Source organism: Acidimicrobiales bacterium, from assembly GCA_036491125.1.
Taxonomy (GTDB): domain Bacteria; phylum Actinomycetota; class Acidimicrobiia; order Acidimicrobiales; family AC-9; genus AC-9.
The window spans coordinates 1-22,590 of the sequence record DASXCO010000119.1; the positions used below are offsets into that span (position 1 = coordinate 1).

27 protein-coding genes are annotated in these 22,590 nt (G+C 69.1%); 20 read left to right on the forward strand and 7 right to left on the reverse strand.

What is annotated here, in order from left to right; genetic code table 11:
* The first annotated feature begins 29 nt into the window (after window positions 1-29).
* From VGF64_10060 to VGF64_10070, 3 genes are all read left to right on the forward strand, one after another.
* Window positions 30-311 carry a metal-sensitive transcriptional regulator gene (locus tag VGF64_10060; protein HEY1635092.1) on the forward strand — a complete coding sequence of 94 codons (282 nt, stop codon included), beginning with the start codon at window positions 30-32 and terminating at the stop codon, window positions 309-311.
* The gene (locus tag VGF64_10065) at window positions 308-1,546 is read left to right on the forward strand and encodes a permease (GenBank protein ID HEY1635093.1); all 1,239 of its coding nucleotides are present in this window, start codon (window positions 308-310) and stop codon (window positions 1,544-1,546) included. Before VGF64_10060 ends, VGF64_10065 begins: the two co-directional genes overlap by 4 nt.
* Window positions 1,547-1,723: 177 nt before the next feature.
* Window positions 1,724-2,371, forward strand: a complete 648-nt coding sequence (locus tag VGF64_10070) for a VC0807 family protein (protein HEY1635094.1) — start codon at window positions 1,724-1,726, stop codon at window positions 2,369-2,371.
* Between the two features lie 39 nt (window positions 2,372-2,410).
* On the opposite strand, the gene VGF64_10075 is transcribed toward VGF64_10070, so the two are convergent.
* Window positions 2,411-2,893 carry an SRPBCC family protein gene (locus VGF64_10075; protein ID HEY1635095.1) on the reverse strand — a complete coding sequence of 161 codons (483 nt, stop codon included), beginning with the start codon at window positions 2,891-2,893 and terminating at the stop codon, window positions 2,411-2,413.
* 14 nt (window positions 2,894-2,907) lie between these two features.
* On the reverse strand, window positions 2,908-3,207 hold the full coding sequence (locus VGF64_10080) for a metalloregulator ArsR/SmtB family transcription factor (protein HEY1635096.1): 300 nt from the start codon (window positions 3,205-3,207) through the stop codon (window positions 2,908-2,910).
* Window positions 3,208-3,297: 90 nt separating this feature from the next.
* Between VGF64_10080 and VGF64_10085 the strand changes: the two genes are divergently transcribed.
* From VGF64_10085 to VGF64_10115, 7 genes are all read left to right on the forward strand, one after another.
* Window positions 3,298-3,816, forward strand: a complete 519-nt coding sequence (locus tag VGF64_10085; GenBank protein HEY1635097.1) for a GNAT family N-acetyltransferase — start codon at window positions 3,298-3,300, stop codon at window positions 3,814-3,816.
* Entirely contained in the window at window positions 3,809-4,741 is a 933-nt protein-coding gene (locus VGF64_10090; GenBank protein ID HEY1635098.1) for a hypothetical protein, read from the forward strand. The genes VGF64_10085 and VGF64_10090 overlap by 8 nt, the downstream gene beginning before the upstream one ends.
* A gap of 109 nt (window positions 4,742-4,850) precedes the next feature.
* Window positions 4,851-6,332 carry an ATP-binding protein gene (locus VGF64_10095; protein HEY1635099.1) on the forward strand — a complete coding sequence of 494 codons (1,482 nt, stop codon included), beginning with the start codon at window positions 4,851-4,853 and terminating at the stop codon, window positions 6,330-6,332.
* A 3-nt stretch (window positions 6,333-6,335) separates the two neighbouring features.
* A complete protein-coding gene (locus VGF64_10100; protein HEY1635100.1) occupies window positions 6,336-7,013 on the forward strand; it encodes a response regulator transcription factor in 678 nt (225 codons plus the stop codon).
* A 149-nt stretch (window positions 7,014-7,162) separates the two neighbouring features.
* Complete coding sequence (locus VGF64_10105; GenBank protein ID HEY1635101.1) at window positions 7,163-7,585, forward strand: hypothetical protein; 423 nt, start codon at window positions 7,163-7,165, stop codon at window positions 7,583-7,585.
* A gap of 111 nt (window positions 7,586-7,696) precedes the next feature.
* Window positions 7,697-8,407: a hypothetical protein gene (locus VGF64_10110; protein ID HEY1635102.1), complete on the forward strand. Its 711-nt coding sequence runs from the start codon at window positions 7,697-7,699 to the stop codon at window positions 8,405-8,407.
* A gap of 34 nt (window positions 8,408-8,441) precedes the next feature.
* Window positions 8,442-8,855 carry a TIGR03667 family PPOX class F420-dependent oxidoreductase gene (locus VGF64_10115; GenBank protein HEY1635103.1) on the forward strand — a complete coding sequence of 138 codons (414 nt, stop codon included), beginning with the start codon at window positions 8,442-8,444 and terminating at the stop codon, window positions 8,853-8,855.
* 35 nt (window positions 8,856-8,890) lie between these two features.
* On the opposite strand, the gene dinB is transcribed toward VGF64_10115, so the two are convergent.
* The 3 genes from dinB to VGF64_10130 all read right to left on the reverse strand — a co-directional run bounded on the left by dinB (window position 8,891) and on the right by VGF64_10130 (window position 10,901).
* Window positions 8,891-10,081 carry a DNA polymerase IV gene (gene dinB / locus VGF64_10120; GenBank protein ID HEY1635104.1) on the reverse strand — a complete coding sequence of 397 codons (1,191 nt, stop codon included), beginning with the start codon at window positions 10,079-10,081 and terminating at the stop codon, window positions 8,891-8,893.
* Window positions 10,082-10,169: 88 nt separating this feature from the next.
* Window positions 10,170-10,514: a cupin domain-containing protein gene (locus VGF64_10125; GenBank protein HEY1635105.1), complete on the reverse strand. Its 345-nt coding sequence runs from the start codon at window positions 10,512-10,514 to the stop codon at window positions 10,170-10,172.
* Window positions 10,515-10,640: 126 nt separating this feature from the next.
* Complete coding sequence (locus tag VGF64_10130; protein HEY1635106.1) at window positions 10,641-10,901, reverse strand: hypothetical protein; 261 nt, start codon at window positions 10,899-10,901, stop codon at window positions 10,641-10,643.
* A 410-nt stretch (window positions 10,902-11,311) separates the two neighbouring features.
* On the opposite strand from VGF64_10130, the gene VGF64_10135 reads away from it, so the two are divergent.
* Window positions 11,312-12,445, forward strand: coding sequence for an RNA polymerase sigma factor (locus VGF64_10135; protein HEY1635107.1), 1,134 nt, complete (start codon window positions 11,312-11,314; stop codon window positions 12,443-12,445).
* Entirely contained in the window at window positions 12,442-12,639 is a 198-nt protein-coding gene (locus VGF64_10140) for a hypothetical protein (protein HEY1635108.1), read from the forward strand. The genes VGF64_10135 and VGF64_10140 overlap by 4 nt, the downstream gene beginning before the upstream one ends.
* Before the next feature lie 37 nt (window positions 12,640-12,676).
* Here the strand turns inward: VGF64_10140 and VGF64_10145 are convergent, their stop codons facing one another.
* Window positions 12,677-13,093, reverse strand: a complete 417-nt coding sequence (locus VGF64_10145) for a hypothetical protein (GenBank protein ID HEY1635109.1) — start codon at window positions 13,091-13,093, stop codon at window positions 12,677-12,679.
* Window positions 13,094-13,296: 203 nt separating this feature from the next.
* Between VGF64_10145 and def the strand changes: the two genes are divergently transcribed.
* From def to VGF64_10185, 8 genes are all read left to right on the forward strand, one after another.
* Entirely contained in the window at window positions 13,297-13,854 is a 558-nt protein-coding gene (gene def / locus VGF64_10150) for a peptide deformylase (protein ID HEY1635110.1), read from the forward strand.
* 135 nt (window positions 13,855-13,989) lie between these two features.
* Entirely contained in the window at window positions 13,990-15,240 is a 1,251-nt protein-coding gene (locus VGF64_10155; GenBank protein HEY1635111.1) for a hypothetical protein, read from the forward strand.
* Window positions 15,241-15,430: 190 nt separating this feature from the next.
* Window positions 15,431-16,453 (forward strand): hypothetical protein, encoded by a 1,023-nt coding sequence (locus VGF64_10160; protein ID HEY1635112.1) that lies wholly within the window; start codon window positions 15,431-15,433, stop codon window positions 16,451-16,453.
* 19 nt (window positions 16,454-16,472) lie between these two features.
* Window positions 16,473-17,339 (forward strand): MauE/DoxX family redox-associated membrane protein, encoded by an 867-nt coding sequence (locus VGF64_10165; GenBank protein ID HEY1635113.1) that lies wholly within the window; start codon window positions 16,473-16,475, stop codon window positions 17,337-17,339.
* A complete protein-coding gene (locus tag VGF64_10170) occupies window positions 17,336-18,025 on the forward strand; it encodes a GNAT family protein (protein ID HEY1635114.1) in 690 nt (229 codons plus the stop codon). Before VGF64_10165 ends, VGF64_10170 begins: the two co-directional genes overlap by 4 nt.
* Window positions 18,022-18,282 (forward strand): acyl carrier protein, encoded by a 261-nt coding sequence (locus VGF64_10175; GenBank protein ID HEY1635115.1) that lies wholly within the window; start codon window positions 18,022-18,024, stop codon window positions 18,280-18,282. The genes VGF64_10170 and VGF64_10175 overlap by 4 nt, the downstream gene beginning before the upstream one ends.
* Before the next feature lie 28 nt (window positions 18,283-18,310).
* The gene (locus VGF64_10180; protein ID HEY1635116.1) at window positions 18,311-19,525 is read left to right on the forward strand and encodes a cytochrome P450; all 1,215 of its coding nucleotides are present in this window, start codon (window positions 18,311-18,313) and stop codon (window positions 19,523-19,525) included.
* A 14-nt stretch (window positions 19,526-19,539) separates the two neighbouring features.
* Window positions 19,540-21,189 (forward strand): class I adenylate-forming enzyme family protein, encoded by a 1,650-nt coding sequence (locus tag VGF64_10185; protein HEY1635117.1) that lies wholly within the window; start codon window positions 19,540-19,542, stop codon window positions 21,187-21,189.
* Between the two features lie 37 nt (window positions 21,190-21,226).
* Here VGF64_10185 and VGF64_10190 read toward each other — a convergent pair whose 3' ends face one another.
* Window positions 21,227-22,570: an alpha/beta hydrolase gene (locus VGF64_10190; protein ID HEY1635118.1), complete on the reverse strand. Its 1,344-nt coding sequence runs from the start codon at window positions 22,568-22,570 to the stop codon at window positions 21,227-21,229.
* Window positions 22,571-22,590 lie beyond the last annotated feature (20 nt).

Below are 22,590 nucleotides of genomic sequence, written 5' to 3' on the forward strand. Positions count from 1 at the left end.
GCGGAGGCAAGATGGCCGAAGGGAGAGTGATGCCCGGATACGCAGACAACAAGGATCGGGTGAGGACGCGCCTCCGGCGGGTCGAGGGTCAGGTCCGGGGTCTCCAGCGCATGGTGGACGAGGATGCGTACTGCATCGACGTGCTGACCCAGGTATCGGCGGCCACCCGCGCCCTGCAGGGGGTTGCCCTCGAGCTGTTGGGTGACCACCTCTCCCACTGTGTGCAGGACGCCCTGGCCAGCGGAGGGCCGGACGCTCACGCCAAGGTCGACGAGGCAACGTCGGCGATCGAGCGCCTCGTGCGCTCGTGATCGTCGGAGCGAGCGTCCTGAGCGGGATCGGGCACGCCCTGAGTCTTGCCGGGTCCATGACCTGGGAGATCCTGTGGGCACTGATCCTGGGGTTCGCCCTTGCTGCCGTCGTCCAGGCGGTCGTGCGCAAGAGCGAGGTCGTGAAGCTCCTTGGCGACGACCGACCCAGGACCATTGCCATCGCATCGGGTCTGGGTGCCGCCTCATCCTCGTGCTCCTACGCGGCGGTTGCTCTGGCCCGATCGCTGTTCCGAAAGGGCGCCAGCTTCACCTCGGCCATGGCCTTCGAGATCGCGTCCACCAACCTCGTGGTCGAGCTAGGGATCATCCTCGCCCTGCTCATTGCCTGGCAGTTCACGGTGGCCGAGTTCGTGGGTGGCCCGATCATGATCGTGCTGCTTGCGGTGGCGTTCCGCCTCTTCCTGCGCAAGCGACTGCTCGAGTCCGCTCGGGAGCAGGCCGATCGAGGTCTGGCCGGTTCCATGGAGGGCCACGCGGCGATGGACATGAGCATCCAGACCTCCGGTTCCATCTGGCGCCGGCTCCGCTCACAGGGCGCCTCCACCGCCGTCTCCCACATATTCGTCGCGGAGTGGGCCGCCGTGATCCGGGACATCGCCATCGGGCTGCTCATCGCCGGGGCTATCGGGGCGTGGGTGCCCGACTCATTCTGGGGGCACTTCTTTCTGACGGCTCATCCTCTTGCGGCCAAGCTCTGGGGGCCGATCATCGGACCGATCGTGAGCATGCTGAGCTTCGTGTGCTCCATCGGCAACGTGCCGCTGGCAGGGGTGCTGTGGAACGGTGGGATCAGCTTCGGGGGAGTGGTGGCGTTCATCTTCGCCGACCTGATCATCCTGCCGATCCTGAACATCTACCGGAAGTACTACGGGACCCGGATGATGCTGTTCATCCTTGGCACGTTCTACGCCACGATGGTCCTCGCCGGGTACACCATAGAGTTCCTCTTCGGCGCGCTCGGGCTCGTCCCCACTACCCGTAACGCCAAGGTCGTGCAGGAGTCGATCACCCTCAACTACACCAGCGTGCTCAATATTGTCTTCCTTGTACTCGCCGCGGTGCTCGTCTATCGGTTCGTGCGAACCGGTGGGATATCCATGCTCCGGATGATGGGTGGCGGCCCCGAGCACGACTCCGACCACGCCGACCACGCCGAGCACCCCGAGTACGCCGACCAGGCCGACCACGAGAGCAGCGGTCCACGTGCCGGCTGACCCCCTGAACCCGGGGGCGGCAGCCGGCGACTCTCGGGCGCTCGGCCCGCTCGAGGCTGCTGAGCGGAATCTCAGGCTGCTCCAAGGTCGCTCTCACCTCGATGGCGAAGACTGTAGGAGCCGTGCCCCCATCCTCGCCCAGGTCTGTTCCCCGAACAGGCCACAGAAGGAGGCAGAGTGGCCCTGACTCCGATCCATCTTCCCGGTCCTCGGGCCATGGCTCACCATGCGTTGCCCCAGTTGCTCGAGAGCACCATCGCCCCGGCCGCGCTGTTCTATGTGATCCTCTCCGTCCTCGATTTGCGGGGTGCCCTACTGGCCACTCTGGCCTGGACATACCTGGCATTGGGCAGACGGTTGCTGACGGGGCGCCACCTGCCCGGCATGTTGCTGATCGCCAGCGTCCTGCTCACCGTGCGCACGGCCGCGGCGCTGGCCACCGGTAGCGGCTTCGTCTACTTCCTCCAGCCGACGGTTGGGACCTTCCTCCTGGCTGCCGCCTTCTTGATCTCGGTCCCGGCCGGGAAGCCGCTGGCCGAGCGTCTGGCCAAGGACTTCTGCCCCCTCGATCCAAGTCTCTTCAAGCGGCCCTACGTGCAGCGGTTCTTCCTCCGGATCTCGCTGCTGTGGACAGTTGTCTTCGTCACCAACGCAGCTCTTGGGCTGTGGTTCCTGCTCACACAGTCGCTGGGCAACTTCGTGCTGCTGAAGACGAGCGTCACGACGTCCGTGATCGCCGCTGCCATCGCGGTCTCCACCCTGTGGTTCCGCCAGACCCTTCGAGGGGAGGGCCTCGCACTGCGGTACCGCTCAGCCGGCACCTGACTGAGTCGGTGGGCGGCGGACCCCGGAACCTGAACGACGTCATGCCGCCCGGACGGCGTCGGCGAAGCGTCTGAGGCCGACGCCCCATCCGTCAGGCGAGCCGACGGCGGCGCTCATCTGCTCCCAGCCTTCTCCGTGGCGGTCGAGATTGCGGTGCTCGAGCTCGACCCGCGTCCGATCAGACCCCTCGGCGACGAAGCGGACCTCGACCTCACTCGTCTTCTCAGGGTCGTTCTCGAGCTCCCATTGCAGGTTGATGTCCCAACTGATCACGAACCTGAGGGGCGGGTCGTAGGTCAGGACGCGCGCCCAGCGGCACTCGCTGCCGTCGACCCCGCGGTCGTAGACGTGGCCACCCTGTCGGGGCTCGAACACCATCTCTGAGAGCTCCGCTCGCAGGAGGTGGTGCTCGGGAGGCCACCACCCACCGATCCCATCGGTGAATACCGAGAATGCACGCGCAATCGGCGCCTCGACGACGATCGAGGTCCGCACTGACGTGGCTGCCACCTGGCTGGTCATCGGGACTTCTCCTCTCATTGTTCGGCGGCCGCTTTGAAGGCGGCCAGGGCTCGGTTCCAGAACTGGTCGAGGTAGGCGCGCAGGGCACCGATCCCCTCGGGATTGAGCTGATAGATGCGGCGGGTGCCGGCCTGTCTATCGATCACCAGACCCGCGTCCTTGAGCACCTTGAGGTGCTGGGAGACCGCGGGACGGGTGACCGGTAGGTGGCTGGCAAGCTCGCCGACCGCCTGGGGGTGATCAGCGAGGCGCTCGAATATCGCTCGCCTCGTCTGGTCGCCCAGGGCGGTCCACCCCTCAGTTCGGTAAGTCACCACGAACGGTAAGGTACGACTTACCAATGATCCTGTCAAGGGGTCGACAAGTCGATTGCCGTCGACCGTGGTTCCGGGGACCATACGTCGATGCATTGGCGCGTACGCCGCATCGGGTCCGGCGAGGGTGATCGGCTGAGGGACATACGCCTGCGGGCGCTGCTGGACGCGCCGGGTGCGTTCGCATCGTCGTTCGGGACCGAGTCGGGGCGTCCGCGGGCTGCCTGGGAAGAAGCAGCCGAAGCTCGGTCGACGGGGGTTGGCGCGGCGACATTTGTCGCCGAAGTGGGCCAGGAGTGGGTCGGCCTCATTGGCGCTTTTCGGATGCCCGAGTGCAGAGAGATCGTCGAGCTCGTTTCGATGTGGGTGGCGCCGGAGTTCCGTCGGCGGGGTGTCGCGCAGAGGCTGATCGAAGAGGTCGTGGTCTGGGCGCGAGCAACGGGCGCTCACGCCGTCGGGCTCTGGGCCGCTGCGGGCAATGACGCCGCCATCGCCGTCTACGAGCGCGTCGGGTTCGTCCCGACGGGTGAGCACCAGCCCTTGCCGTCTGATCCAGGTCGGGACGAGCTCCGGATGACCCTGGCGCTAGAAGAGTGCGACGGTGGCTGAGGGGCCAATCGAGCGCATCGTGCGGGACACTGGCGTTCACGACCTCGTCGAGGTGCTGGCCGAGCGGCTTGCTCCGACCGACCTGCAGTCGCTGCTGCTCGAGGTGTACCGGCGTCGGGTCGCGCGTAGCTCACCAGCCGACCTCCTCGCTCGCCACGAGGAGAACCGGTTCACGCGGCCTTCGGCGTTGGACCCGAACGCGATCACGTGGTTCGAGCAGCTCGTCTGGTCGCTCCTTCCCGACGGCTACCGGGCCATCGAGCTGTCGCCGTTGTGTCCGCTAGGCACCAACTCGGTCGTGGCCACGGTCGACCAGAACAAGGTCATCAGCACGATTCGCAATACCGAGGCTGTAGCCGACTCGACGAACGTTCTTGCCCTCGAGTGCGCGATACGCCGTAAGCGCCTGCTCCACGACCCGGGGCGTCGGTCCGAGCCTGTGCGTCTGGTTTCCTCCCAACGCCAGGTGCGCGCCCAGGCCTTTGGCGGCCCGCGAACATCGGCGCATTTTCGAATTGTCGGGCTGGCGGCAGCGGGGAGGGGCGAAGGGTCCCTCACCTTCGAGGCCAGAGCGCTCTCCGAGATGATCGGGTACTTGGTGAGTCTCGTCGAGCGAGCGCGCCCTGACTGGGGGATTCGCGTGGCGCTGACCGACCTGGCCGACCGCCCCGACACGTTGGATCGCGCCGTCCTGGTGCCACTGGACGAACGGTTCCCCGACGCGGCCTTGGGCATGGATCCCGACCGAGCCTCCGGCCGGGGGTACTACGTCGACGCCTGCTACAAGATCTTTGGCACAGACCGCCGGGGGACCGAGATCGAGGTCGCCGACGGCGGCTGTACAACCTGGACCCGCCAGCTGCTGAGTGACGATGGGGAGAGGCTGGTCATCGGCGGCCTCGGCGTTGAGCGGGTCCTGGCCTGACCGACCGTCCATCGGACGAACGGGGGCCGTCCGGGACCCGGAAACGGCCGAGCTCCCGGTAGCCTCGGAGCACTGAGATGATCGAGCTCGAGTACATGGACCAGGCACCTTGATCTCTGTTCGTCGCAGCCTGGCTGGCTCGTTCGTCTCCATTGCGCTGGTAGTGGCCCTGGGAGCGGTCCTGTTCCCAATCCGCAGTCACTTGAGCGTGGCCACCATTGCCCTTGTCCTGGTCGTGCCCGTGGTGGCCGGCGTGGTCGTCGCTGGGTTGGTCGGCGGACTCGTTGCCGTGGCCGCGGGCTTCCTCCTGTACGACGTGGTGTTCGTTCGGCCCTACTACACGCTGCGGGTGGGCGACGGCGAGAACTGGGCCGCGCTGGGGGTGTACGCGGTGGTGATGATCCTCGTGGCCCAGGTCGTCGCCCGTCTGGCCTCGACCCGGCGAGAGGCGCAGCAACGGGCCGAAGAGGCTGGTCGGCTCTTCGAGCTGTCCGAACTGCTGGTCGGCGACAAGGCCACGGCCGACCAGTTCGAGACGATCGTGACGACCATGCGGCTCGCGTTCGACCTGCGAAGTGCGGCCCTCCTGGTCCCGAGAGAGGAGCGCCTGCAGGTCGTGGCATCTGCCGGCGAACCGCTCTCTGACGACGAACTCCGCCGACTCGCGCCTGACTCGGGGCTGCCGGTCAGCGTCGGCATGGCTGTGTTGGCGCGGGACCGTCTGCAAGCCATCGCCTTGTCGGTGTCCGACCGTCCGGTAGGACTGCTCGCCGTCCGAGGGCTCCCGGCCGTTGGGGCCGACCGGGAGCTGCTCCGCACGTTCGTCAATCATCTGGCTCTGGTACTCGAACGAACGCAGCTGCGCGAGCAGGCGGTCAAGGCCGAGCTGCTCGAAGAGGTCGACCGGCTGCGCCGGTCCCTTGTGAGCGCCGTCTCGCACGACCTGCGCACCCCGCTGGCGACCATCAAGCTCTCCGCGTCGAACCTCATCGACCCGAACGTGAGCTTCTCTCGCGAAGATTCCCGGGAGCTGCTCGGCCTGATCGACCTCCAAGCCGACCGGCTCGACAGGCTGGTCACCAATCTTCTGGACATGACCCGCATCCAGGCCGGGGCGCTGGACCTGCGCCGAGAAGCAGTGGGTGTCGGCGACCTCGTCTCGGAGGCCCTCGCTTCCGTCGGGCCGGCGGTTGGGCCAAGCCGAGTGAGATGGGTGGCCACGGCGGGACTTCCCCTGGTCGACGTCGACCACTTGTTGATCTGCCAGGTGCTGGCCAACCTGATCGAGAACGCAGCCCGACACGGGCCCGAGCACACTGACATCACGGTGACGGCCGCTCTCAACGGCCACAGCCAGGTCCGTGTGACCGTCGCGGACCGCGGCCCGGGAGTGCCCCCTGAGGAGCGCGCGAGCATCTTCCAGCTGTTCAATCGGCGGGAGGCCGGCGGACGGGCAGGCATCGGTCTGGCCATCGCCAAGGCATTTGTCGAGGCTCACGGTGAGCGGATCTGGGTCGAGGGAGCAGCGGGCTCGGGCGCCCGCTTCGTGTTCAGCCTCCCCGCCTCATCCCTCTCCCCGGAGACCGTCTGAGCCGTGGCCCGGGTGCTCGTCGTCGACGACGACCGATCGCTTCTCAGGGTCCTGCGCGTCAGCCTGCCCGCCCGAGGCCACGAGGTACTCGCTGCCGCGAGCGGTCAGGAAGGCTTGTCCAGGGCGGCGGTCGACTCCCCGGACGTCGTCGTGCTCGACCTCGGCCTTCCTGATCTTGATGGACTCGAGGTGTGTCGGCGAATCCGTCAATGGAGCCAGATTCCCATCATCGTGCTGTCGGCAACCGGCAGCGAGGATCGCAAGGTGGCGGCACTCGACGGTGGCGCTGACGACTACGTGACCAAGCCCTTCGGGATGGCCGAGCTCGAAGCTCGGATCCGAACTGCTCTCCGCCATGCCCAGCCGCCGCACCACGAGGCCGAGGCCGAGCTCGCGGTCGGGTCACTGGAGCTCGACCTCGTTCACCATCAGGCTCGGTCAGCTGGTCGACAGGTCGAGCTCACGGCCAAGGAGTTCGACCTCCTGGCCTTCCTGGCCCGCCACGCTGGCAAGGTGTGCACCCACCAGATGATCCTCCAGGAGGTATGGGGCACGGGGTACCAGAGCGAGGCTCAATATCTCCGGGTCTATGTGCATCGGCTTCGTCACAAGCTCGGTGACGATCACGGTCGCTTCCTACGGACCGCTCCGGGGGTCGGGTACGCGCTGGGCTCCGATTGAGAGCTCGTGGGCAGTGATCACCCGACGATCCGTGACTTCAAGCCCGCTCGATGCGACACTCAGCACCCGTGTCGACGATGGGAGAACGATTTGGGCCGGGGGGACGATTCGCCCGACTGCTCCAACGGCGGCCCCGCTTGTTCTCATTCGTGATAGCTGTCGTGGCCGCCCGAGTCGTGTTCTCACTGGTCGACATAGGGGAGTCGCGGGCCACCGGGTACTCCCTGGTGATAACCGGGGTGCTGTTGCTCGAGGTCATCGTGATCTGGCAGCGGGTCGCTCCCCATCGCGGGCGTCCCCACGTCGCGCGGATAGCTGCCGAGGGGAGCAGCCAGGAGAGAATCCTTCAGGTTGTGGAGCGCTATGGGGCACCGGTCGTCTACTTGACGGCGTTGGTCGCGCTGGGTGCCGAGCTTGCGCTGGCTGCGATGGGCGCCTCCCGCGTGGTACTGCTCGACGTCACCGACGCTGTTCGGTGGGTCGAGCTCGTACTCCTGGTCGCGGTGATCCTCGTGGCGCGCAGCTGGGATCGACGCTTCCCGGAGGAGGTGTCGGGCGATCCCCCGGGTTGAGGCGACGCAGTTCGGAGGGCATTCCACCTGGTCGCGAGCTTGGTGACCCCGACCGAGCGGGCCGCACCCCGATCACGGCAGGTGTGGATCTCTCGCTAGCATCGTGGGGTCATGGCCAAGCGTTCACCTGGAAAGCGTGTCGCTCGCGCCGCCGCCACGGGCGGGGGCCGCACGAAGCGGGGCAAAGCACCGATCGGCTTCTACATGGTGCTGGTGCTCATCGTGCTCCTGGGTGCGGGGACGGTCGGCTACAGCCGCTACCAGCGGACCCATCCCGTGAGCGCGTCGAGCAAAAAGCCCAGCTCGCCGGCGACCGATCCGCTGAAGGCGCCGGTCCTCGCCTCCACCCAGGGCCAGGCGAACGGGCAGCCCGTCGACGGCATCGCCTGCCAGACAGGTGAGCAGCTCGCCTATCACATCCATGCGCACATCGCCGTCTACTCGAACGGCGCGCTGCAGGCTGTCCCGAGGGGCATCGGCATCACGCCACCCACCACCGAGCAGAATTCGTCAGAGGGCACGTTCATCGCGTCTGGTGGATGCTTCTACTGGCTCCACACCCACACCCAGGACGGTGTGATCCACATCGAGTCGCCGACTCCCAAGACCTACACGTTGGGTAATTTCTTCGACATCTGGCAGCAGCCCCTGTCGTCCACCCGGGTGAGCACGGCGCTCGGCAACGTCGTGGCCTACGTCAACGGCAAGCAGTACAAGGGCGACGTCCGGTCGATCCCACTCACGGCACACGCCCTGATCCAGCTCGACGTCGGCTCTTCGACGGTTCCGCCGAAGTCCTTCACCTTCCCCCAGGGCCTGTAGCGCACCTCGCCGAAGTGGCGGTTAGGGTGTGATCGTGGCGATCGTCGAGCCCGGTTCAGTACCGGCCAATCGGTTGTCGTCTGCGTCCGTAGCCTGGCTGACGACCGTTCGGGCGGACGGCCAGCCGCAGTCGTCATACGTCTGGTTCCACTTCGACGGGACGGACCTGCAAGTCGCCAGCCAACCGCAGGCGGCCAAGCTCCGCAACATCCGGGCTAACCCGAAGGTGTCGCTCCATCTCGACGGTGACGGCCAGGGCGGTGACGTGGTCACGATCGAGGGCGTGGCCGAGATCCTCGAGGGGGATCCATCACCTGAGCGAATCGAGGCCTACTTGGCGAAATACAACGACGCGATCCGGACCCAGCTGCAGACCACGCCCGATGAGCTGCGTCGGGAGTACTCGACCACCATCCGCATCACACCCTCCAGGGTGCGAGCATGGTGAGTCCTGCCGGGTGGGGGAGCGAGGCCGGGGGAGCGTCAGTCGGGGAGCAGTGGTACGGACAGGCCCGGGTCACGCCCGAGCAGCACCGCACGAGTGACGGCAGCCGAGCCGAACCGGTCCCGCACCTCGTCGAGCGCGACGTCAAGGCTGACGCCGAGATGTCGGCCGAACGGGAGCGGTAGTTGGACGGCACCACCGTTGTCGAGGTCGCCCACGGCAACCCCGACGAGCGTGAGGCCCTGACTCTCGATCAGCGGCATCGCCGTGTGCTGCAGCGCTCTCACGGTCGCCAGGATCGTCTGCGTCTCGGCCGTCGCCCACTCGAGCGTGTGGGATCGAGTGGCTCGCGAGAAGTCGTCGAAGCGCAACCGGAGCACGACGGTGCGACCAACCTGCCCGGAGGCCCGCAACCGACGCGTGACGCGGTCCGCGAGGCCGACCAGAGCAGCATCGAGGGCCTCGGGTGAGGTCCGCGAGCGGCCCAGTGCCCGCTGCGACCCGATCGAGCGCCGGCGACGGCCCACTTCCACGGGCCGGGGATCGCGGTCGTGGGCGAGGTCGTGCAGGTGCCGGCCCGATGCTCGTCCGAGCATCGAGACGAGCACGTCCTCACCGAGTTGGGCGACCTCCCCGACCGTCGTGACGCCTCGTTGACGGAGCTTGTCCGCCGTCACCGGCCCGACGCCCCACAGCCGCTCGACCGGAAGCGGATGAAGAAAGGCCAGCTCGCCGCCGAGCGGCACCACCAGGAGACCGTCGGGCTTGCCCACCGCGCTGGCCACCTTGGCCAGGAACTTCGTCCTGGCCACCCCCACGGTGATCGGCAGTCCGACCCGGTCACGTACGTCGTCCCGCAGTCGCACGGCGATCTCGGTCGGTGTGCCGGAGACCCTCCGCAGCCCGCCCACGTCGATGAACGCCTCATCGATGGACAGCCCTTCGACCAGGGGCGAGGTGTTGTCGAAGACCTGGAAGACGGCCTTGCTGGCCTCGGCGTAGGCGGACATGCGCGGCTCGACCACGATCGCCCGGGGGCAGAGCCGGCGGGCCTGGCCGCCGCCCATCGCCGTGCGGACGCCATGCGCCTTGGCCTCGTAGCTGGCCGCCAGCACTACGCCGGTCCCGACGATGACCGGGCGTCCTCGCAGGCCAGGGTCGTCACGCTGCTCGACCGACGCGTAGAAGGCGTCGAGATCGGCGTGCAGGATCGGTCCCTCACCGGACACGAACACATGTTCGCATACCCGGCGAGGTCGGCGCAGGCGACGGTGCCGATCTACTGCTCGAGGCGGGTGGGCAGGCGAAGGCCTCGCGTTACCGCTTGGCGTAGTCGGCGAACCCCTGCCAGTCGATGACGACGCACGGCTCGTCCCCGATGATCCAGGCGTCGTGACCAGGCGGGGCCATCATGAAGTCGCCGGGCCCGAACTCCATCTCCTCGCCGTCATCCATCACGATCTTCATGCGTCCGGAGATGAAGTAGCCGGTATGGGCGGCCTGGCAGCTGTCGGTCTTGGCGATCGGCTTGACGTGGTCGGACCACTTCCACCCAGGCTGGAACGTCGCCCGACCGACGCCCCCGCCCTCGAGGTTAACCAGGTCCAGCTTCCCGGAGCCGGCCCCGAACGGCCGGGTCTCCTCGGGTGAGTCCAAACTCATGCGAACCATTCTTGCCATGTCGTCGCCTCCCCACGATCGGACTGTTGACGAGTATGCCCGATCAGAGCACGACCCGCTCGGGGGGCCGTGGTGGGCCACCGAGGTGACTGGCCGGTGCGAGGCGGCTCAGGAAGAGGACTGCTCGATCACCGAGAACGAGACGGCACCCTGGGGGTCGACGTCGGCATCCAGGGTCTTGTCGTCCAACGCCTGCGCCGCACTCGGGTCCAGGAACACCTCGCCGTCCTCGATGGCGACGACCTGATCGTCCTGCTCCGGTCCGGGGGCCACACTGAGCGCGAAAGCGCCCGCGGGCTCTTCGGCAGGGGAGATACGAAGACCGGCGCCACCGGTCGCGTTGGTGCTGGCAACGAGCTCTCGGATCACTAGGGATGCTGAGGATGTCACATCAAGCACCGAAGCCGCCTCCTTCGATAGTCGGATTCATCGGTTCTTCCCGCCCCAGGCATCGGAAAAACCCGGTGCCGGGCGCCGACAAGGTTTCAACCTTTCAGTGTCGAAGATAGATCCCATGCCGGGCCCCGTGGCGACCGCCTCTGACCAGGAACGGAGAGCCTCAACCGCCCGCCGGAGGCCCTGGTGTGAGGGCGAGACCCCTCGGGCGGGTGAGCTGCTTTCACCGGTTGATTTCGGGCACAGCCGGGTACGACAGGCGCTCATGCGTGAGCTGGGGTTTTGTGGACGCGTATTCACGCTGGGCTGGGCGGTCGAGGGGAGCGGGCAGGCGCGGCGGATCAGGCAGCCCAGGCTGTTGGGGGTCCCGACGAGCCTTATCGATGGCTGAGCAGGTGGTGCGGGTCCGTGGCGCCACGGCCGAGTACCCCGATCAGGTTGACATTGACGGCGACCGGGAGCTGGTCGACCGGTTCCAGCAGGGCGACGACACGGCCTTCGCCGAGCTCTACAGCCGCCATTATCGGCGTCTGTTCCGGACATGTCTCCGGTATCTGGGTGATTCGGCCACGGCGGAGGACGCCGTCCAAGAGGCGTTCGCCAAAGCGTTCCGAGCCCTTCCGACTCTGAACGGGGACCGACGCTTCTACCCGTGGCTGAGTGTGATCGCCAAGCGGGTCTGCGTGGACATCCACCGTCAGCGGGCCCGGAGTCAGCCAGCTGAGAGCATCGACCCCGGCACAACGGCCGACGGAGAGCAGGCCGTCCTGACGTCGATGGATGCAACCGCGGTGCAGGACGCGCTCGGCCGTCTCACGAGTCGCCACCGAGACGTGCTGCACCTCCGGGAGTACGAGGGGTGGTCCTACCGCCGCATCGCCACCCACTACGGCGTGCGACTCGCGGCCGTGGAGACGTTGCTCTGGCGCGCCCGGCGGGCGCTGCACCGTCAGCTCACCATGGCGGGCTACGAGCGCCGAGCCCTCGTCAGCCTCCCCGTCGCCGGCTGGGCCTACCGCAGGCTCGGGTCGATGCGGGCCCGGATCGAGGAGTGGGGTGGCCAGCGCCTGGCTCCGGTCGTGGGCAGCGTCGCCTCGGTTGTCACGATCGGCGCACTGGTGATCGGGGCGACGGGATCGGGCGCGCACGCGCACCGTCCGCAGCCACTCATCGCGTCGCACGCCCCATCGGCGGACCCCACGCCTCAGCCGCCTGTCGCGCCGTCCATTCCCGGCATCACCCTCCCGTCCGTCCCGTCCGTCCCCGCTGTCTCGGCCAGTCTCCCCGCCGCGCCTCCCCTCCCGTCCGCCGCCGGCCAGGTTGCCGCCGCCGGCGGAGCAGCCGTCCTCGGGGCGACATTCACCAACGCGGCCGCCGCCTCGCAGCAGGCCCATCAGGAACCGGTGCACGCCAGCGTCGCTGGCGTCACTGCCGGCATCAATCCGAAAGCGACAGCCTCGGGCCTGGTCAGCACCGCCGACACCAGCGTCAATCAACTGCGAAGGAGCATCCCGTGATTCGTCGCACTCTGCTCGCTACGCCAATCGTCCTCATGGCGTTGGGGTTGGGGTCTGCCTCCCTCGGTCTGGCTGCTCCGGCCGGAGCCTCCACGCCGCCCCCGGTCCGGGTGGCCGCCACCGGAAGCCCCTGGTTCTGCCTTGCCATCGCGGAGATCAACTTCGGCTACTGCCAGTACAACCCGCTGGGTTAGACGCTCCGTCCCGCCGCAGGCCAACCGCGGCACCAGCTCAGGCGCCCTGGTAGCGATGCGCGCCCAGGGAGCGCATCGTCCTGTCGAAGGTCGAGGCCTGGGCGCCCGTGAGCGCGACGCCCGCCACCGTGAGGTTGCCCACCAGCCACACGTCGTCGCCACTGGCGACACCGCCCCCGGCGATGGCGAAGGCGATGTTCGGATCGTCGAAGGCAAAGATCGAGATGGCCCTCGTCGTCCCTCTGCAGTCGAGCTCGAGACGGCTGGTGGCCTGGACGGTGATGCCGGGCGCGAGGCCGCCGCTGGTCGTCTGGCAGATGCCGACGCGGCTGGTCTGCAAGGCCCCCACGGCGCGCTCGGCGCTGACCGGGACCACGGTCGTGGACGGCGACGATGACGAGCTCCCGCCGCCGCAGGCGGGCAGCACGCCAGCCGCACCGAGGCAGGCAGCCACCGCTACGAGTCGAATCGACGAAACCTCACGGGCGAGACCCAAGGGCACGAACGTAGCGGCGCCCGCCGGCGTGGGACCAAACCGGCGGCCGGAGGGGAACCGCTGTGGGGTCCGCCCAGTGCGCGGACCAGCGGGCCCCCGACCACCCTCGGGCGAGCCGGCCCCAGAGCTGCCTCCGGTCCCAGTTGTGCGACGATGCCCGGGTGGCCGTTCGCCCCATCCGGATCTTCGGTGATCCCGTCCTTCGCAGCACGGCGACACCGGTCACCGACTTCGACGCCGAGCTCCGCCGGCTCGTGACCGACATCACCGAGACTCTCGGTGACGCCGCTGGGGCGGGCTTGGCTGCTCCGCAGATCGGCGTCGGTCTCCGCGTCTTCGCCTACGTCGTCACGGATGAGTCCATGTCCGAGTACGGCAGCATGGGCCACATCGTGAACCCCCTGCTCGTCGAGCAGTCCCCCGAGTCCATCGAAGACATCGAGGGGTGCCTTTCGCTGCCAGGTCTCGAGTACGAGCTGGCGAGACCAGGCCGAATTGTCGCTGAAGGTTTCGATCAGCATGGTGAGCCCGTGCGCATCGACGGAACCGAGCGCCTGGCACGCTGTCTCGCCCACGAGACCGATCACCTGGACGGCGTCCTCTTCATCGACCGGCTGGACCCCACGACGCGACGGCGGGCGCTGCACGAGATTCGCGAACGCGTGCTCGCCGGCGAGGAGGTCGCGGTGAAGCGGTCGCCGCACTCAGGGCTCCTGTGAACCTCGTCCCGCGCTTCGCGCTGATACAGGCTGGTGGTAGCGTCGAACACACGTTTGGGATCACGAGTCCCCGACGGACTTGCCGGCTCCTCGGTCGCCGGCCTCGGCAGTGGACGAGGATGATGGAGCGCGAGCATGTGCCAGGCGCTGGGCGGATTGCGGGAAGCGACAGGGAGATATGCAGCCGGCTTCGACGCCGACCGGCTGTCGGTGGATGACGCTCGCAGGGCGTTGGCCCATGCGGTGGCGATCGAGTCGACGGCGTCGACCATCAAAGCCTTGGCCGCGGCCCGGGTGGCCCGCTGCAGTGGCGACGCCCGCCGACGGGGCTCCCGCTCCGCCGCCCACGAGCTGGCCCGAGCGACGGGGACCACTCTGGGTGCGGCCCGTGAGGTCCTCCAGACCGGCGAGGCCATGGGTCAGCAGCCGGCCGTAGCCGACGCCGCCCGCCGGGGTGGGCTGTCCGCGCCGCAGGTGTCGCTGATATGCCAGGGCACGGCGGCCGATCCCAGTGCCGGGCAGCACCTGGTCGAGGTGGCCGCCGCGGGATCGCTGGACGAGCTGCGCCAGGAGGTCAGCCGGGTCAGATCCGCCGCCGTCGACCTCGAGGCCCGACGTCGCGACATCCGGACCCGTCGCAGCCTGCGGGCCTGGACCGATACCGATGGGGTGTGGCAGCTGCGGGCCCAGGGCAACCCGGAGGACGGGGCCCAGATCATGGCTGCCCTCGCCCCCATCACCGACCAGGCCTTCCATCGGGCTCGCCGGGCGGGACGACGGGAGGGCCCCGACGCGTACGCCTTCGACGCCCTGGTGACGCTGGCCATGGAGGCCTCCAGCGCCGAGCCCCCGAGGGCCGCGCTGAGGTCGGACACGCCCGACAAGCGGCGTCGGCAACGGGGTGCGCCCGCCACGATGTTCTTTCGCGTGGACTGGGATGCGTTCCTGGCCGGCGCGCCCCGTGAGGGTGAGACCTGCGAGCTGGCCGGCTACGGCCCGGTCGCCATGTCGGTGGTCCGCGAATTGCTGGAGATGGCCAACCCCTTCGTGGTGGCCATCTTGACCAAGGGCACCGAAGTGGTGGGAGTGGCCCATCTGGGCCGACGTCCGAACGCGCACCAGCGCAGCGCCTTGCAGTGGCTGTATCCGTCCTGCGCCGCGTCGGGTTGTGTCGAGCAGATACACCTCGAGAACGACCATCGCGAGGACTGGGCCAGGACCCACTTCACCGCCTTCGATCTCATGGATCGGTTCTGCCGGTTCCATCATGCGCTCAAGACCAACGAGGGTTGGGCCTTGGTGGATGGGACCGGCAAGCGGGATTTCGTCCCGCCCGATGATCCTCGTCACCCCCGGCACAAGCGACGAACGGTCGAGCGGAGCTAATCCCGCACGGAGGCGGTGCGCGCTCTACGCGGCGCGACGGACAACCACCAGTTCGGGAGGCGGAGACGGTAGTGTGGCTGGCTGACGACGGCTGTTGGCTCGTCAAATGGCCGAGGGGGGGATCTCCGTGCCGGACCGAAGATGGCCAGTGGGTGCAGGGCGGTCATCCGTCTCCCGGCGGGAATTCATGATGGGCGCTGCCCTGGGCATGGCGGCGGTCGTGCTCCCCGCTCCGGTGAGGGATTATCTCGAAAAGCAGCACATGCCGCTGCCCACTGCCGGGGGAATCGCTCCCGATACCTACACGACCTTCGAGGGCACCGTCGCGGAGGTATTGCCCGGTCACATCGACTTGTCGGTCGCCGACAGAGTCCATCGGCTGACCGCCACCCGGGCCTCGACGTTCTGGCGCGGCGGCGACGTGGCGATGGACGAGATCCGGACGGGCGACGCACTGCTCATCAGGCTGGCGCCGGACTGGACCATCGGGCGGGGCTGGGCCAACCTCACGCGCGCGCACGGCACGGTGAGCCAGGCCACGGGGTCGGGCTATGTGATCAAGGCCGGAGACGTGCACGACGCTGCGCCAAGAGACGTCGTTATCGGGGTGGGCGACACCACCCGGTACGGCAGCGGTGACCACATGTCGGGACAGTTGCACGGCAGCCGCCCGGCGATGGTGCCGGGTACCCATGTCGATGTCATCGGCCTTCGCACCGGGCAGCGCATCATGGCGAGCACCCTGCTGTACAGCGATCCCCGGCTGGCCGCCGTCCAGGCCGCGGCTCCATCAGCGGCGCCGGCTGCTCAGGGTGATCCGAGCTTCAAGGGCTACGCCACCTGGTTCGACTGTCCGAACGGCGCCGGTCGTTGCGGCACCTGCAACACCTCGAAGAACAACCAGGCGGCGTGGCCCGCCCTGGATGCCGGCTGCGGGTTCTGTGGCAGCACCTGCTGTAGCTGCTCCTCGGGCTGCAAGAACCAGACGTTCCTGTCCTGCGGCTCCTCGTTCACGATCACGCCGTGTGGTCAGGGCGAGTCGACCCTCCAGGTCTCCGACTGCGGTCCGGCGCAGAACGTCGGCCTCTGTGGCAACACCTGCAGCATCCCCGGTTGCTCGGGCACTGGTGTGGTGGTGGACCTCACCAAGCCCACCTTCGCCCGCTTCTACCCACCCACGCAGGGATGCTTCCCGACGACCGTGGGCGCCTGAGCGGGCCGGGAGGCGGGCGATGACAACGGCGGGGTCGCTGGCCAGCGTCCAAGGACTGGTCATCGGGCTCGTCCTGGTGGTGGCCGGACTGGCCAAGCTTCCCGCCGGGGCCCTGAGGGAGCTGGTTCGGTCGTCGGCCCTGACCACCTTGGCCGGGTCCGCGCATCGATCGAGACGGGCCTGGAGGGTGGTCACCCTGACGGAGCTCGGTGTAGGCGGGTGCATGCTCGCCCTGCCCGGCCGGCGGTGGCCGATCGCCGCCGCCGCCGTGCTCCTCGGCGCCGGATTGGTCTACATCGCCGTTGGTCATCGGGCTCGTCCGGGGTCACCCTGCGGCTGCTTTGGACGGCTCAGCAGCGCGGCGCCGTGGTGGCAGTCATTGCTGCGGACCGGCCTGCTCCTCGGCTGTTGCCTGCTGGCCCTGGTGAGCGGCGGCGGGTGGACCACGGCGGGCGCGGGACCGGGAGTCTGGGCGCTCGTGGCCGTCGAGCTGATCGCGCTGGTGGTCGTGTCCCCCGAGCGTCAGGGGTTGGCGCGCGCCGCAGTCGGGTGGATCCGGCGCTCGCAGTGGACCATCGAGCGGTGGCGGATCGGCGAGGACTGCGCCAAGGCCGAGGGACCCCCCTCCCGGGAGACGCGGTGGCTGCCGCAGACCGCGCTCTGGCGCCGCGTCTCGGGCTACGTGCGCGCCGACGAGGCGTCCGAGATCTGGCGGGAGGGGTGTTGGGAGTTCGCCACCTTCCCGGGCCGCTACGGCGGGGCGCAGGCGACCGTGGTGTTCGGCATCCCGCTCGACCCGTTCATCCGCACGCGGACCGTCGCCGTCGTGGACGAGCGCGAGGGGTCGGTGCTCCTCCGCGAGGAGATGCGGAGTCGCGAGCGATGACGCGGGATGTGGACGAGCGCTTCGTCGGCTCCGCGGCGGGAAATCGACCGCACGCCGCGGCCGACGGCTCGGGGGAGCGCCGCGCCGCCGACGTCATGCCCGAGCCGCCTCCCATGGCGGGCAGGCGGGTGATGTTGCGGCCGGTCTACCCAGAGGACTACGGCTTCCTCTACAGCATGGCTGTGTCCCCCGAGATCGGTTTCCGCTGGCGCTACCGAGGCGCCGTGCCCGCCTACGACGTGTTCCTCCGCGAGCTGTGGGCGGGCATCCTCGTGCAGTTCATGGTCTGCGACGTGGCCACCGGGGAGCCGGTGGGCTTCGTGGTCGCCCACTCCGCCGACCTGAAGAGCGGCTTCGCCCACGTGGCCGTGCTGATGAGCCCTCCCGCCATGGGGCGTGGGTGGGGTGTCGAGGCCGGAGCACTCTTCATCACCTATCTCTTCGCCACTTGGAGCTTCCGCAAGCTCTACGCCGAGTCTCTGGCATTCACGTGGGGCGCCGTGGCGAGCGGCGTCGAGCGGGTGTTCCGAGAGGAAGGATGCCTTCGGGACCACGAGTTCTACCAGGGTCGGTACTGGGACCTGCACATCGCTGCGGTGTACCGGACGGACTGGGAACGCGGTGCCATCGCCAGGCTCCTGGCCCGCCGGGCGTCGGGCGGCTACGAGGGAGGCGACGACCGATGACGACGAGGGCAACCGAACAGGCCGTCGTCGAGCTCGAGTTCTACCGCCACCTGGCTGACGAGCTCGACTGGGACCGGACGCTCGGCAGCGAGACGTCCCTCCTGGCGGACCTCGGGCTCGACTCGCTGCGCACCCTGGAGATCCTGCTGGTCGTCGAGGAGCTCGGCGTGGAGCTGGCGGACGACGATGTCCCGGACTGGGAGACGCTGGGTGACGTCTACCAGACCTACCGCAGGGCGGCGTGCGGGCCCGGATAGGTGCGGGACTCTTGAGTAACAGCTCGCCGTGACGACGGCTCGATCGTCGACGAGCGAGCGCTCCTCGCGCGATTGGTTCCGCTTCGACGTCGTGACCGAGGACGACTACCACGGCGAGCTCGCCGATCGGCGGCGGCGAGACCCGGTCCAGCATCTCGCGTCGCTTCCTGACGGCCGCCCTGTCGGGATGTACGCCGTCTACCGGCACGACGACGTCGCCCGGGTGCTGCGGGACCAGGCCATGTTCACCCTCGACGTGGTGCGCGATCGGTACGGTGCCGTGCTCGGCCGGCAGACGATGATCAGCCTCGACTCCGAGGCACGTCGGCCCTACCGCAGGCTGGTGGCGGGGATGCTCGGCCCCGGCCGGGTGCCCGGCCTGATGGCCAGGGCGGTCCTTCCCGTCCTCGACGAGCTGCTGGACGATCTGGCCGACCGCGACGCGGTCGACCTGGCGACGGCGGTCTGCGGCCGTCTACCGGTCGACTCCCTGGCGCGGATGATGGCGTTGCCGCCCGAGGTGGCGGGCTCGCTGGGCGAGCTGTCGGCCGCCATCGCCGGGTTCATGGACCGGCCCATCCCCGCCGTCCGGGCGGCACGCGCCCTGCGCGGCCTGCTGGGGGAGGCCATCGCCGACCGGCGTCGCCGTCCGGGCGCCGATCTCATCAGCGAGGTCGTGAACGCCGAGATCGACGGAGCGCCGCTGAACGACGGCGAAGTGGTCTCGCTGCTGACCCTGCTGGTCTGGGCGGGAACAGAGACGACCGGCCCTGCACTGAGCAACATTCTCTGCGCCTTGCTTCTTCATCCGGACCAACTGAGCCGACTGCGGGCCGATCCCGGTCTTCTGTCCGTGGCGATCGAGGAAGGCCTGCGCTGGGAGGCACCCATGCAGTGGACCTGTCGGACGGTGGCCGCCGACACCGAGTTGCGCGGCTCGCCGCTCCCGGCGGGAGCGCTGGTGCTCGCCCACATCGGATCGGCCAATCGCGACGGTGCTCGCTACACGGAGCCCGGGCAGTTCGACCTCGGCCGGTCGCCGACGGACCACTTCGCCTTCGGTCACGGGCCCCACCACTGCGTCGGCAGCCATCTCGGTCGGGCCGTGCTTCGTGCCGCGGTGTCGGCGCTCCTCGCTCGCTATCCGGACATGGCGCTGGCGGGCAATCCCCCCGTGATGACCGGCCAGGTCGTGCGCTCGCCGAGCCAGCTGCGGGTCCGGCTCGGCCGGCGAGACGGATGAGCCCGATGAGCCCGATGAGCCCGATCAAGTCGACAGGGTCCCCTCTGCGGGCCGGGATGAACCTGACCCAGGCCCTCGACGCCGCCATCGACGTCAGCCCTGGTGGCGTCGCCCTGGTGTGCGGCGAGCAACGTCAGGACCTCCGGGAGATCCGCACGGGTGCCGACCGTCTGGCGCAGGCGCTCGCTGGCAGGGGTGTCCGGGCAGGAGACCGGGTTGCCCTGCTGGTGCCGAACGGTGCCGCGTCCGTGCAGACGGTCTTCGGGGTCTGGCGTCTGGGCGCGGTGGTTGTCCACCTGGACCTGCGGTCGACGCCCGGCGAGCTCGCCGAGATGGTGGCTACCGCCGGGGTCGAAACCGTCGTGGTCGACGGCGACCAGCGGGCGGCGGCGACAGAACGATCGCTGGAGTCGGTGGCCGTGGCGCTGGTCGGCCGCGACCGGACGCTCGCCGTCGGGGAGGCCGGGTTCTCGGGATGGGCGGGAGACGAGCTGCCCGAGCCGGCAACAGCCGGCGCCGGTGACCTGGCGGTGGCCTTCTGCACGTCGGGGACGACCGGGCGCCCGAAGCTGGTCGGTCACACCCACCGAACCGTCATCGCCTCGACCATGGCCCTGCATCGACTGCACGCCAGCTTCTTCGACGGGACTGCCGGCGAGCGCGCCCGCCGGGTCGCCACGATCCTGCGCCGGCACGGCCGCCGGGCCTTCCGGGCCCGAGGCCAGCAGATGTGGATGACACCGATCGCCTTCAGCTCGGTGTCCGGTCATCAGGTCGTCCTGGGCGCGCTCCTCGGCGGGCACCGCCTGGTGACGATGCGCTCGTTCCACCCCAGGGTGGCGCTGGAGCTGGTGCAGGGCGAGCGGGTCAACATCCTGGCGGCCACGCCATCCATGGCCGAGCTGATGCTGGCCGTGCGGTCCATCGGGTCCCTCGACCCGTCCTCGCTGCTGGTCGTGGGCCTCGGCGGTGGTCCGGTCTCGCCGCAACTCGCGCAGCGGGTGCGAGAGCGGTTCGGGTGCGGCGTCGGAATCGGCTACGGCTCGACCGAGCTCGGTGGGGGTGTGCTGGTGAGCAGGCTGGAGGACCCGGTCGCAGTGCAGACGGGCACGGTCGGGCGGCCCTTTCCAGGCTCCCAGGTCGAGGTCGTCGGAGACGACGGTGTTCGCGTGGCCGACGGCGACATCGGCGAGCTGCGCTGCAAGGTGCCGAGCGCCATGTCCGGCTACCTCGGCCCGGCGCCCGCCAGCGCGTCCACCGAACAGGGCGACGAGGAGCGGTGGTTCTGCACCGGTGATCTGGCCACCATGGACCGCCTGGGCAACGTGCGGATCGTCGGCCGCAAGATCGACATGATCGTCCGCGGCAGCCAGAACGTCTACCCCGACGATGTCGAGCGCGTGCTCGCACGTCTGCCGGCGATCGAACAGAGCGCCGTCGTTGGCGTTCCCGATGGCCCGTCGGGCGAGCAGGTATGGGCCTTCGTCACCCCCGCTGCGGGATCGACGTGCACGACGGGGGAGGTCTTCGCCCACTGTCGGGAGCACCTGGCCGCGTACAAGGTGCCCGACCACATCTGCATCCGGCCCATGCTCCCGATGACCGCCGACGGCAAGGTGCAGAAGTTCCTGCTGGCCGAGGAGGCGCTGGGCACCAGGGGCTAGTGCAGGCCGCGTCGCGCTTGCCCGGCATGACGGCGATCTATTTCGTGGCGACGTCTGCCGGGGGGCGGTGGCCGTCGGCCGGTCCGGCGGAGAGCCCGGACGAGATCAGCGCTTCGGTCACGAACCGGTTGACGCTTCCGACCCACCAGAAGCCGACGTGGCCCCCGGGATACCAGGCCACGCTGGGCCGGTCCCAGTGTTCCCACAGGCGCAGCGCCTGGCCTGAGGTGGACATGCGGTCACCCAGCCCGGCGAAGACGTACCGTCGCTCGCGCGGCAGCTTCGGCGTGAGCACGAGCGGCGAGACCACGCTCTGTACCGCGGTCGCGTCGGGTCCCAGGGCGCCGTGCTCGAGCGCCCGCCTGCGCACTGCGATCGGGCTGTGGCGGTGGTAGAGGTCGAGGATGTCAGTGGCCGGGATGCCCGCGATGGCACAGGCCAGGCCGTCCTCCAGCGCCGCCACGAGGGATGCCACGTAGCCGCCGAGCGACAGGCCCCAGAGGCCGACCGGTGCGTCGCCGCCGACGACCCTGGCCCAGCCGATCAGCGACCGGACGTCCCACGCCGACTGGGCCAGGGCATGGACGGTGTCCACCAGGTCGATCGACATGAAGCCGTCGCCGCTGGCGATCCCTGTGTCCTGCCGCGGGCCGTGCAGGGGGAGCACCGGCACCACCACGTTCAACCCGAGCTCGCCGTGCAGTCGTCGGGCTCGGAAGGCCCGCAGGTCGACGAAGGGGGCGCCCGTGCCGAACCCGTGCACGCAGACCACCCACGGGCGACCCGCGTGAGGCTGGCGCAGCACCCAGGCGTGGGCCGTGCGGTTGGCGTCCTTCTCGAGCCAGCGCCCTCGACCGGGTTCGCCCTGATGGGGTTCGTACCCGCTCTGAAAGCTCAGGTGCTCGTATGGCTGGCCGAGCACCCGCTCGCCGCGCGTCGACCACCCTTCTGGCGGGGCCGGCGCTCGGTGGTAGGTCTCGGGGTTGTCGAGCCATCCCCGCTCCCGGTAGAGCTCGAAGGCCTGCGCCACCTCGATGCCGGCGCGCTCGTAGTCCGCCCGGCGAGGCAGGAGCCGGGGGTTCTTCATGCTGGAGATGAGCAGCTCGTCCAGCAGGACCTGGACGGCGAGGCCGAGCGACGGTCGAGCGGGCACCGCATCGGGGTCCTCGACGGACTCGCGGCTGCGGGCCCAGGTACGGGCCATGAAGGCGGCAGTCCGGGGACCGGCCTGGGCGACCCCGACCGTGCGAGGGTCGGTGAAGAAGCGCCGAGCGGCCCGGTAGGCGGCTACGGGCGGCGACGCGGCCGCGGGCGGCGACGTGGCCGACTCATCCTCGACGGTCACATGTGCGTCGCACATTTGCTCGTCCCCAACGCTCACACCCGCCACCGTATCTGACT